Here is an 11,687-nt window from a genome sequence, read left to right as displayed (position 1 = left end):
GGCATGAGTGTCCGCCACTGCCTGTCGGTGAGGTCCGTCTCGTAAGGGGGTCTTGCCATCGCAAGCCAAGAGCGCGAACCGCGTGCCACTTCTTGGACACCCTCTGAGCGAGCGCAGCGAGTCGAAGGACCTCGTCCGGTCATCGATGCTGGCTCAAAACGAGGTCCCTCGGCTGCGCTCGGGATGACGGAGCAGAGGTCAGAAGCCGTCCTAGCGCTTGGAATCGCCTGCCGAATCCGGTAGTCTGGGGTGCGGTCTTATATAACGCTCCGGACCCTTCCAGCCTCGACGACGCAATGCCTCAGACTGCCACCGCGACCCCAGTTTCGGATGATCGCCGGATCGTCTTGTCTCTTGAGACGGACACGTCGCTCGATCTGCTCGTCACGCCCGTCGAGCGCATCCCGACCAGCGTCTTCGCCGACTCCAAGACCGCCAGCCGGGCCGTGGCCGCGGAGATCGCGGATTTGATCCGCAGCAAGGCCGATCGCGGCGAGCAGGCGGTGCTCGGCCTCGCCACCGGGTCGACGCCGACGAGCGTCTACGACGAGCTGATCCGGCTGCACCAGGAGGAAGGGCTCTCATTCGCGAACGTGGTGACATTCAACCTGGACGAGTACTTCCCCATGCCGCCTGACGAGCTGCAGAGCTACGTGCGGTTCATGAAGGAACACCTCTTCGACCACGTCGACATCGATCCGGCCAACGCGCACGTGCCCGATGGCACGCTGTCGATCGACACAATCGCCGCGTATTGCGCCGATTACGAGCAGAAGATCGCCGACGCCGGTGGCATCGACATCCAGCTCCTGGGCATCGGCCGGACGGGACACATCGGCTTCAACGAGCCAGGCTCAGGTCGCGACAGCCGGACGCGTCTGATCACGCTTGACCGCGTGACGCGGCTCGATGCGGCCAGCGATTTCTTTGGCGAAAACAACGTCCCACGGCGTGCCATCACGATGGGCGTCGCGACGATTCTGTCCGCCAGCCGGGTCATCATGATGGCCTGGGGCGAGAACAAGGCCCCCGTCGTCCGCGAGGCCGTCGAGGGTCCGATCAGCCCGATCATCGCTGCCAGCTATCTGCAGGAACACGAAAACGCCCGCGTCGTCCTCGACACCGCGGCCGCTGACAAGCTCACGCGATTCCAGAGCCCATGGCTGCTGGGCACGATGGAGCAGTTCGGCCTCGACTGGACCACCGAGCGCACACGCACCGCCGCGATCTGGCTGGCCGGCACCGTCGAGAAGCCGCTGCTCAAGCTCACCGACGAGGACTTCAACGAGCATGGCCTGCAGGAGCTCGTCGCCCTTCGCGGGGGCGAGGGTGACGAGCCGTTCTCCGGGGCGTACGACATCAACGTCGAGGTCTTCAAGAGCCTGCAACGCACCATCACCGGCTGGCCCGGCGGCAAACCCGAAGGCCGACCCGACTACAGCGGCATCGAGCGATCCAGCAGCGCGTTTCCCAAGCGGTGCCTCGTCTTCAGCCCGCACCCGGACGACGACGTCATCTCGATGGGCGGCACGCTCATCCGCCTGTGCGATCAAGGCCACGACGTCAGCGTCGCCTACCAGACCAGCGGCAACATCGCCGTCTTCGACGATGCGGCCCTGCGGCACGCCGACTTCGTCGCCGAGGCCGCCGATGCGATCGGCTTCGACACCGAGGCCGTCAAGAAGGCCAAGTCACTCCGTTCCGAACTGCTCAAGTTCACGCAGGAGAAGGAGCCGGGCGACGTCGACCATCCGCGGCTCCAGGCGATCAAGGGCATGATCCGTCGCACCGAAGCCCGCAACGCCGCCCAGCACTCGGGCGTCTCGCCCGAACGAATCCACTTCCTCGACCTGCCGTTCTACGAGACCGGCCGCGTCCGGAAACAGCCGTTGGGCGAGGAAGACGTCCGCATCACCGCCGACCTGCTTCGCGAGGTCAAGCCGCACCAGATCTACGCCGCCGGCGACCTGTCCGACCCGCACGGCACGCACCGCACGTGTCTCGCTGCGATTCTCGAAGCCATCGACGAAGTGAAGGACGAGCCGTGGTTCGCCGAGTGCGAGGTCTGGCTCTATCGAGGCGCGTGGCAGGAGTGGGAAGTCGGCGACATCGAGATGGCCGTTCCGCTGGCGCCGAGCGAGGTCGAGCGCAAGCGACGCGCGATCTTCAAGCACGAGTCGCAGAAGGACAAAGCCCTCTTCCCTGGCACCGACGAGCGCGAGTTCTGGGAAAGGGCCGAAGACCGCACGCGTGAGACCGCCCGTCGCTACGACGCGCTCGGCCTGGCCGAGTACGAGGCGATCGAGGGCTTCGTCCGCTGGAAGGGCGGCGAGGCGTGAGCGACGTCGTCCGGGTCGGGGTGGTGGGTCTGGGCTTCATGGGGCAAACCCACGTCGCTGCGTACCAGTCCGCGGACGGCGTGACACTCGTTGCCGTGGCGGATGCGGACGAGGCGCGTCGAACCGGCCACGCGTCGGCCGGCGGCAACCTCGACTCGGGTGCGTCGTCCGACCGGCTGTTCGATCCTGCAGCGGTCCGCGGCTACGCGACTGCCGAGGAGCTCTTCGCGAACGACGACGTCGACCTCGTCAGCATCTGTACGCCCACGCCGAGTCACGTCGACCTCGCCGCCGCCGCGATGCGGGCCGGCAAGCACGTTCTGGTTGAAAAGCCCATCGCCGTCGACACGCGGCAGATCGAAAGACTCGCCGGCATCGCTGCCGAAACCAAACGCTATTGCATGCCGGCGATGTGCATGCGGTTCTGGCCCGGCTGGACGTGGCTGCGCGACACCATCGCCGACAAGAGCCTCGGCCAGCTGCGATCACTGTCCTTGCAACGCATCGGCGCACGACCCGGCTGGAACGGCTTCTACGCCGACACGTCGCAGAGCGGCGGGGCACTCGTCGACCTGCACGTCCACGACAGCGACTTCGTCCACTTCTGCCTCGGCAGGCCTGCGGGCGTGACGAGCGTCGGCCACGTCGACGCGGTCACGACGATGTACCACTACGACGATGCGGACCTCCGCGTCGTGGCTGAAGGTGCGTGGCATCACGAGGGCACCGACTTCCGCATGCGATACGTCGCCGACTTCGACGCCGGCACCGCCGACTTTGACATCGCCCGCGACGAGCCGCTCCAACTCGCCCGCGGCGGAGCGCTTACGCCCGTCGATCTGCCGGCCGGCAACGGCTACGACGGCGAGATTCGCCACATGGTCCAGGCCGTCGCCGAGGGCCAATCGCCCGACGTCACGCTGGCCGACGCGATCGCGACGCACCGGCTGCTCGATGCCGAACGCGACAGTCTCGAACGCCGTGTTCGAGTCGACCTTCCCCGTCTGTAGAGTCGACGATGAGCCAAGTTTCCACCGCATCCGGCGACTTCCGCCTCGGCGTCATCGGCGTCGACTCGTCCCACCTGCCGGCCTTCGCCTCCCGCATCGCCGACCTGCATAAGGCCGGCAATACACGCTGCCGCGTCACGCACCTCTGGACCGACGGCCGGCACGACATGCCGCAGGACGACGTCGACGGCTGGCTGGCCGAGGCACGGAAGCTGGGCGTCGAGCACGTGGACGACCTGGACGCCATGCTCGACGCCGTCGATGGCGTGATGGTCCTGGCCGTCAACGGCAATCGACACCTCGAACTCGCGTTGCCGGCCGTCCGCAAGGGCCTGCCGACGTACGTCGACAAGCCGCTGACCTGCTCGCTGGCCGAGGCCAAGGAGCTCCTCGAAGTCAGCCGCGCGTCGGGCGCCCGCTGCTATTCGGCCAGCAGTCTGCGATTCGTCAAGGAACTCGAAGACCTTCACGCCGACCAGCTCGGCGATCTCGTCGCCGTCGACGCCTTCGGGCCGGGCGAACTGAACGACTCGATGGCCGGACTCTTCTTCTACGGCGTCCACGCGATCGAACTCGTCGACGCCATCCTCGGCCCGGGCGTCTCACGCATCAGCGCCGTCAGCGGCGACGACCGCGACCTGGTCCGCCTCGAATATCACGACGGCCGATTCGCCTCGATCCGACTCGAACGCAAGGGCGGCTACGCGTTCGGCGCGACCGTCCACGGCACGAAGAACGCGACCTCGTTCGTCGTCGACTTCGAGCCCGTCTACGCCCGACTCATCGTCGGCATGTGCGCGTTCTTCGAAGGCGGCAAGGCGCCGGTCGCACTTCGCGACATCGTCGAAAACGTCGCCGTCATGGAAGCCGGCAACCGCTCGCAAGCCAACGAGGGTGCTTGGGTCCCCGTCGAGGAAGTCCGATGAACGCTGTCCAGCCTTATCCCAGCATCAAACGTCCTGTGCAGTTAGCCGCCCGCGTCAGCGGGCGCTTCTGGTCGCAGAATCGCCCGCTAACGCGGGCGGCTAAGCCCGACGTTCGTCGACGCATTCCACGAGCCATCGCGCGGTCGCTCGCGCTTTGGGTGTGCCTGCTCGTTTCACTTCCATCGATTGTTCTCGCTCAGACCACGCGCCCGATGTCGATGGACGAGGCAATGGCGCTGCTCGACGGCGAGCGCGCCTGGACCGACTTCCCGCCGGTCGAGACGATCCTGGAGCGACACCCCGAGGAACACGTCCTCAAGGACATGCTCTTCGTCCTCGACCCCGGCCACGGTGGCGACGCGCACCTGCCGAATTGGAAGCGTGGGCCGACCGGCGTGCGCGAGGCGGAGATCAATCTGCGTGTCGCCAAGCTGCTCGAGCGCATGCTCACCGACGCCGGGGCGAAGGTGGAGCTGACGCGCGACATCGATCGCGACCTGTCACTTGCCGACCGGGCGAAGGTTGCGAACGACCTGAACGCGGACCTGTTCATCTCGCTGCACCACAACGCCGCGAGTCGGCCGGTGGTGAACTACACGAGCATCTACCTTCACGGCGACCTCGCCACCGCCGGCCCGGAGCTCGACGCCGCACGCCACATCGCCCGCGAGCTGACCCGCACCATGCGGACCGACGTCGGCTACTCGTCGCCGCTGATGAGCGACTTCCAGATGTTCAAGAGCGGCTTCGGCGTCCTCCGCAACGCCCGCGTCCCGGCCATGCTGCTGGAGTCGAGTTTTCACTCGAATCCTGAGGAAGAACAGCGACTCGACGACCCGCGGCACAACCTCCGCGAGGCCTACGCCATCTACCGCGGCCTGGTCGAATGGGCCTTCGCAGGCAGGCCGACGCAAACGATGACGTGGGAGTTTGACCAAGGGGACATGGTCGTCACTTATCAGCTCGACACCGGACTACCGAAGTGGTGGGGCGATGAGTTCCGCGGACCTGTCCCATCGTCAATCGCGTTGACCGTCAACGGTGAGGAGGTCGCTCATACTTTCGACGCCGAGACTCGAACGGTGACGGCGCGGTTTCCAAGACTCGAAGCCCCCTTTGAGATCTTTCTTCGACACTCGAACGTCTTTGGAAACCGGAACAATCTTGGTGGGCTTCGCTATTTCGTTGACGAAGAGACGCATGACGTCATGACTGAAGAACCGCCGTCGACTCGATCCAACGCAAAGGTCGCGCAACCATGGCTGAAACGCCGCACCGTCAAGACGCCGATCGTCCTTCTCGACGGCGGGGCGACGAGCGAGTCGCAGGCTGTGCTCGATGCGATTGAAATGCCCGAAGGCAGTGCGATGACGATCGCCAAGATCGACGTCGACGGCCTCCGCGCCGTCCGCTGGCGCGACACCGGCGACGACGGCTTCTACCCGGCCAGCACCGTCAAGCTTGCGACCGCGCTCATGACGCTCCGTCAGGTCGACGACCTCGAGCCCGAGTTGCCGTTCCAGGCGTGGCTGGTCTCCCTCGACGACAGCGAGCCCAAACCCGTCGCCGAGCTGCTCACGGCGATGATCAAGGAGAGCGACAACGACGACTTCAACACGCTCCAGGAGGTCGCCGGCTTTGCCGAAACGCGTGATTTTCTCAAGGAAATCGGCTGCGAGTCGCTCCTCATCCGCCGGCACTTCACCCGGCCGCACTGGAACCACAGTCGCCCGGCCCGCTTCGTCTCTGGCGAGGCCGTCGTCGATGTCGACGCTCGACCGGCGCCCGACATGCCGCTCAATGCGGCCGGTGGCGAGAGCAACTGGTCCAGCACCGACGACCTCGTCCGCCTCGCCGCCGCGACGTTCCTGACCGATGCCCGCGACCTCGACGGCTTCGGCGTATTGACGGACGCGATGGCCGAGACCAACGAGCCGTTCGTCGACCGAGGCCTCGATCGGCTGGGGAACTTCAAACAGTACAACAAGCCCGGCTGGTGGCCCGGCGACGGCTCCTTCTGCGACGTCGCTTACGTCTTCGATCGCGAGACGAACCTGCACTATCTCGTCGGCATCTACTGGCAGGGCGAGATCGGTGACGGTGACGAAGAGGAACTCGACCCAGCACGCGAAGGCATTGCCGACGCGATCGAGGAAGCCTTCGCCGCCATCCGCGACGGGAGGATTCGTCTGTGATTCGCCTGGTCGGCATCCTCGTTTTCGCTCTTGCCGGCATTGCTCGTGCCGAGCCGCTGACGATCACGACGGTCGAGTACGAGACCGACGTGGGCCTGGCCCGCGGCTGGCTCGCGACGATCGACCTGACCGACCCGGCCATCGAGCTGTTCGTCAGTGACACACGCAACGACGAAGGCGTGCCGGTCCGCGTGCCGACTGACGAGTGGGCCGAGGCGAACGACGTGACGCTGGCGACGAACGCCAACTTCTTCGGGGCCCGCGAAATCGTCGGCCTCTGCATCAGCGACGGCGAGCTCGTCAGCGAGCCACGCGGGAACGACCCGGTTCTCTTGATTTTCGATGGCCGAGCGGAGGTCGTCGCGGGCGAAGCACCCAAGCTCGAAGGCGTCCGCCACGCCGTCGCGGGTGTCGGCGCGAGCGAGACCGCACCCGTCGGCACCGCCATCCTGAAAGACGGTAAAAACATCGGCGAGGCCGCGCGGGTCGACGCTTTCAAACGGCACCCGCGCACCGGTGCCGGCGTTGACGAGGCCGGGACGACGCTCTTTCTGCTCGTCGTCGACGGCCGGCAGCCCGGTCACAGTGTCGGCGTGACGCTGCGGGAGCTTGCGGAATTGATGATCCAGGCCGGTGCCGACGATGCCGTCAACCTCGACGGCGGCGGCTCGTCTGCCTTTCTTTATCGGAACAAACAAGGCCAATGGCAGAGCAATCGGCCCAGCGCCGGGACACATCGTCCGGTTCCCAATCACATCGGCGTCCGCGTTCATCGTGTAGACTCACGGGAGCGACCATGAGTCAACGGACGCCCACGATCGCTCGCACGCAGCTCAGCCCGGTTCGGGCCGAGACCGGCAAGCCGCTGTACGTGGTCGCCCGCGACGCCATCCGCCGCGCGATCGACGACGGCCAGTTCGAGCCGGGCGAGCGGATGCCTTCGACCGCCCAGATCAGCCGCGAGATGAACGTCTCGCTCGTCACCGCGCACCGCGCGCTTGGCGAGCTCGTCGGTGACGGTTTGCTTCAAAGATCCCAGGGCCGGGGCACGTTTGTCCGCAAGGCCGCCAACGGCAACGGCCGCTCGCTCCGGGCAATGGGACGCGTCGGGCTCGTCGTCCACCGAGAGAGCTCGCTGGCCGATCACTACCACGCGCAGGTGCTCGAAGGCGTCCGCCGGGCCGCACGTTCGGCGAGGCTGGACCTGGTGCTCCTGCGATTCGACGACGACCTCCGCGGCGAGTGCGATGGCTTCCTATACGTCAACCCGCTGCCGGACGAAGTCGCAGACATAGCGAAAAACAAGGGAAAAGCGTGCGTTGTCGTCGGTGCCGCGGTCGACCCGGCATCCAACGTCACAGCCGTCGACGTCGACAACGTCGACCTCGGCCGACGGGCGGCACGGCACCTGATCGAGCTGGGCCATCGTCGCCTCGGCTACGTCGGCAGCGGCGGCGAGGCGACCACCAGCAACGCCGAAGACCGCTGGCGTGGCTTCTGCGAAGAGGCTCGATCGGCCGGCTTTGAGCTGGACGACCAGCACGTCATGCACGACGGCGGCTGGAAGCTCGACGACGACGGCCGGCAGAAACTGCAGGAACTCCTTGAAAATCCACAGTCTCCAACTGCGATCTTCGCCGCCGGCTACTACTACGCGCTCGACTGCTACGCCGCTGCGGCTGCCGCCAGGCGTTCTGTTCCGCACGATCTGAGCCTCGTCGGCGTCGATGATCCGCCGTCTGCTGCGCACCTCTCCCCGGCACTGACGACGCTGCATCAGCCGCTGGTCAACCTCGGCGAAACGGCCGTCGCTCAGCTTTTGGCGAAAATCACTGAAGAATCACCCGTCGCTCCGCCAGCGCTCACGGCCCAACTCGTCGTCCGCGGCAGCACGGCACCGGCAACGTCATGAGCAGCGAGACGGTCCGGCGGACTGATGTACTCGTCGTCGGCGGCGGATGCGGTGGCGTGGCTGCCGTGCTTTCGCTCGTTTCCAAGGGAGTTTCCTGCATTCTGACCGAGCCGACCGACTGGCTCGGCGGGCAGCTCACCAGCCAGGGCGTCCCGCCAGACGAGCACCGCTGGATCGAAGGCGACGACGGCTTCTTCGGGGCGACCCGTCGCTACGTCGCGTTCCGCGGAGCCGTCCGAAGCTGGTATCGCCGGCACGGCAGGCTCTCCGCCGACGCACGCGCCGATCGTCGGCTCAACCCCGGCGGCGGGTGGGTCAGCCGGCTCTGTTTCGACCCCGCCGTGGGTGAACGCGTCCTCCGCGACATGCTCCAGCCGCACATCGAGTGCGGTCGCCTTGAGGTACTCTGCGGAGCCAACCCTGTCCGTGCAGAACTCAACAATGACCGCGTGGCCTCCGTCGTTTTCCGAACGGCGACCGGAGTGACCAGCGTCGACGCGAAGTACGTCTTGGACGCGACAGAATTCGGCGATCTCTACCCGCTCGTCGGCTGCAGATTCATGCTCGGTGCCGAAGGGAGCGACGTGTTCGGCGAGATGCACGGTCGGGGCGATCTGGGCGGTTCGACCGATCCCGCCGACCAGCAGGCGATCAGCTGGTGCTTCGCCCTCGAACACTGCCCCGGCGAAGACCACACCATCGACCAGCCCGCGAGCTACGAGTCGTGGCGAAGCTTCGTGCCCGAGCTCACGCCACCCTGGCCTGGGCCGCTCTTCTCGTGGGACATCGACGACGCGACCGACCCGCGTCACCTGCCGATGATCCCGCCGCCAGACGAGCCTGCCGAGGGCGAGCTGGAGCTTTGGCGCTACCGCCGTCTCGTCGCCGGCCATCTGCACGACCCGCCGAAATGCGACGTTTCTCTCTGGAATATCGTCCAAACCGACTACTTCCGCCGGCCCGCCATCGCACCGGGCAGCGACCCGTACCTGCACCGCGACGACGTTCTAGCGGAGGCGAAAGAGCAGGCCCGCTGCTTCGTCCGCTGGCTCCAGACCGACGCCCCTCGCCACGACGACGGCCATGGCTACCCGGAACTGAAACTCGCCGGCGACTGCCTCGGCACGAGCGACGGCTTCGCGAAAGCCGTCTACGTGCGTGAGCCGCGGCGACTGCTCGCCGAGACGATTTTGACTGAAAAACAAGTAGGAATCGACCAACGCGTCGCCGACGGCGTCGACCGGCCGGGCCTCGGCGAACGGTTCGCCGACAGCGTCGGCATCGGGCACTACATGATCGACCTGCACCCGACTGCCGCCGGTCGCAACAGCGTCTACGTGAAGGCCGCTCCGTTCGAGGTGCCGCTCGGTGCGCTCCTTCCCAAGGCCGGCCAGCCGGGCAGCGCGAACCTGATCGCAGCCGGCAAGGCGATCGGTGTGAGCCACGTCGCCAACGGCTGCACGCGGTTGCATCCGGTCGAATGGACCATCGGCGAAGCAGCCGGCAGCCTCGCCGCCTGGTGCCTGGCCCGCGACGTCCGGCCCCACGAAGTGCGTGAGAACCTGGGAGAATTGCAAGGATTTCAAGCCTCGCTCGCCGATGACGGCGTCGAGTTGTCGTGGCCGGATCGCGTCGCCGAGGGCGTCGAGGAGGGCGAATTGCGTTGACACGGCCCACGGGTGTGGTATTTTCGGGCTTATATAAGAATCCAAGCGGCAGCGTGGGGCGATTGTCTCGCCCAGCATCGCGTTCGTCGCTGTCGCTTTTGTTCCACAGGAGAAGGAGAACCCATGCTCACACGAACCCTCACTGCAGCGGCCGCTGTTGCTGCTCTCGGCATCTCATCCGCCGCCTCGGCTCAGCTGCTGGCGTCCGACTCGTACGTGATCGGCAGCGATCCCGCGGCCGGCGAGTATCAGGTCCTGCCGCTCGTCTCGCAGCCCGGCACGCTCGAGAGCCTCGGCTTTGCCGACGGCAACTACGGCGGCGGCACCGGCACCGTCCAGTTCGCCGCGTCCGACAACGGCCTGTCCTACGCACCGCTCGGCATCGACGGCTCGCTCAGCGGCAAGGTCACCTACTCGGCCGCACCAGTCGACCCGTTTCGCCGGGCCAACGCCCGCAACCTCGTCTCCGGCACGCCGGGCACCAGTCCGTTCTACGTCAGCCACCTCGTCAACCGCGGCGGCATTGCTCCCACGGGCGACGCTGACAGCTACGCCCTCACCGGCTTTGGCAACTTCGTCCAGCCGACCATCGGGGCCAACAGCGGCTTCCTCGACGGCGTCTTCGTCGGCTTCGCCCAGAAGAGCTCGACCGACTCCGGCAGCCTCGTCATCCGCTCGAGGACCACGACGGGCCAGACGGCCGAGGACACCATCCTCATCGACGGCGACCTCGTCGATACGGCCAACCTCACGTACAACATCGTCTACAAGGCGACCGTCAACGCCGACAGCGTCACCTACTGGGTCAACGCGACCGACTTCACCGACGACGCCAGCCTCACCGCCACCGCGCTCGTCACCGGCACGATCAACGGCTTCCAGTTCGGCGACGCCAACCTGGATCGCCTCAACTACGACGCCCGTGCCTGGAACGGCAACGTCTTCTTCGACGAGCCGATGATCGCACTGGCACCCAGCGACTTGATCGTTCCCGAGCCGACGACCGCTGCCGTGCTCGCCCTGGGCGGCATCGGCGCAATGCTCCGCCGCCGACGTGCTTGAGCTTCCCCACCCCCCGGTGGTCGGTCGCTTCATTGCGGCCGGCCACCTTTCGCCGACGCGACTGTCGGCCCACCTGCCTGCCACCGCTTCAATCGGAGAAGGAATGAAAAAGCAACTCACCGCCGCCACCCTCGTCGCTGCCGCCTGTGCCGTGCCGGCCTCGGCCCAGCTCATCGCCGCCGACAGCTTCGTCACCGGTCCGGGCACCGACACGTACAACGACCAGGGCGGCTACAACGGAGCCAACCCGACTGTCGGCGTGACCGGCTTCAGCAGCGCATGGACCGTCGGGACCGCCAACCTTCAGGGGAGTGACGACACGCTGGCACTCGCCCCCGTCACCGACACCTACGCCGAGGGCGGCAAGGGCCGTTATCTCGCCGCCGGCGGTGCCGCAGCCTTCCGTCGCGGCTTCAGGCCGATCGACACGTACACGCCCGTCGCCAACGGCGAAGACTACTTCATGAGCTTCCTGGTCAACCCCGGTGGAAGCTTCCAGACGCCGGTTAACTTTGGATACGCCACCATCGGCTTCACCAACTTCTTCGACTCACAGGCCTTTGCCAACGTCCCCGG

The 11,687-nt window shown here is 66.5% G+C and carries 9 protein-coding genes; all 9 read left to right on the top strand.

Going from position 1 to position 11,687, the window contains the following annotated elements; translation table 11 throughout:
* The first annotated feature begins 296 nt into the window (after positions 1–296).
* Positions 297–2,339 (top strand): glucosamine-6-phosphate deaminase, encoded by a 2,043-nt coding sequence (gene nagB / locus AAGI46_11820; GenBank protein MEM1012893.1) that lies wholly within the window; start codon positions 297–299, stop codon positions 2,337–2,339.
* Positions 2,336–3,349 carry a Gfo/Idh/MocA family oxidoreductase gene (locus AAGI46_11815; protein ID MEM1012892.1) on the top strand — a complete coding sequence of 338 codons (1,014 nt, stop codon included), beginning with the start codon at positions 2,336–2,338 and terminating at the stop codon, positions 3,347–3,349. Before nagB ends, AAGI46_11815 begins: the two co-directional genes overlap by 4 nt.
* Before the next feature lie 8 nt (positions 3,350–3,357).
* Positions 3,358–4,275 (top strand): Gfo/Idh/MocA family oxidoreductase, encoded by a 918-nt coding sequence (locus tag AAGI46_11810; GenBank protein ID MEM1012891.1) that lies wholly within the window; start codon positions 3,358–3,360, stop codon positions 4,273–4,275.
* Between the two features lie 212 nt (positions 4,276–4,487).
* Positions 4,488–6,470, top strand: coding sequence for an N-acetylmuramoyl-L-alanine amidase (locus AAGI46_11805; protein ID MEM1012890.1), 1,983 nt, complete (start codon positions 4,488–4,490; stop codon positions 6,468–6,470).
* On the top strand, positions 6,467–7,270 hold the full coding sequence (locus tag AAGI46_11800) for a phosphodiester glycosidase family protein (protein MEM1012889.1): 804 nt from the start codon (positions 6,467–6,469) through the stop codon (positions 7,268–7,270). The genes AAGI46_11805 and AAGI46_11800 overlap by 4 nt, the downstream gene beginning before the upstream one ends.
* A complete protein-coding gene (locus AAGI46_11795; GenBank protein ID MEM1012888.1) occupies positions 7,267–8,382 on the top strand; it encodes a GntR family transcriptional regulator in 1,116 nt (371 codons plus the stop codon). Before AAGI46_11800 ends, AAGI46_11795 begins: the two co-directional genes overlap by 4 nt.
* Positions 8,379–10,049: an FAD-dependent oxidoreductase gene (locus AAGI46_11790; protein ID MEM1012887.1), complete on the top strand. Its 1,671-nt coding sequence runs from the start codon at positions 8,379–8,381 to the stop codon at positions 10,047–10,049. Before AAGI46_11795 ends, AAGI46_11790 begins: the two co-directional genes overlap by 4 nt.
* 123 nt (positions 10,050–10,172) lie before the next feature.
* Positions 10,173–11,111, top strand: a complete 939-nt coding sequence (locus AAGI46_11785) for a PEP-CTERM sorting domain-containing protein (protein MEM1012886.1) — start codon at positions 10,173–10,175, stop codon at positions 11,109–11,111.
* A 103-nt stretch (positions 11,112–11,214) separates the two neighbouring features.
* On the top strand, positions 11,215–11,687 hold a 473-nt coding region (locus AAGI46_11780), incomplete at its 3' end, for a hypothetical protein (protein MEM1012885.1).

The sequence above is a fragment of the Planctomycetota bacterium genome (assembly GCA_038746835.1).
In the GTDB taxonomy this organism is placed as follows: Bacteria; Planctomycetota; Phycisphaerae; order Tepidisphaerales; family Tepidisphaeraceae; genus JBCDKH01.
The sequence above is the reverse complement of the archived record's forward strand: the minus strand, read 5'-3'. Positions and strand labels throughout refer to the sequence as shown.

What these genes read in the sequence shown, in the direction of transcription:
- nagB (MEM1012893.1), top strand. Translation starts at nt 297, where the DNA reads ATGCCTCAGACTGCCACCGCGACCCCAGTTTCGGATGATCGCCGGATC.
- AAGI46_11810 (MEM1012891.1), top strand. Translation starts at nt 3,358, where the DNA reads ATGAGCCAAGTTTCCACCGCATCCGGCGACTTCCGCCTCGGCGTCATC.
- AAGI46_11805 (MEM1012890.1), top strand. Translation starts at nt 4,488, where the DNA reads ATGTCGATGGACGAGGCAATGGCGCTGCTCGACGGCGAGCGCGCCTGG.
- AAGI46_11795 (MEM1012888.1), top strand. Translation starts at nt 7,267, where the DNA reads ATGAGTCAACGGACGCCCACGATCGCTCGCACGCAGCTCAGCCCGGTT.
- AAGI46_11790 (MEM1012887.1), top strand. Translation starts at nt 8,379, where the DNA reads ATGAGCAGCGAGACGGTCCGGCGGACTGATGTACTCGTCGTCGGCGGC.
- AAGI46_11785 (MEM1012886.1), top strand. Translation starts at nt 10,173, where the DNA reads ATGCTCACACGAACCCTCACTGCAGCGGCCGCTGTTGCTGCTCTCGGC.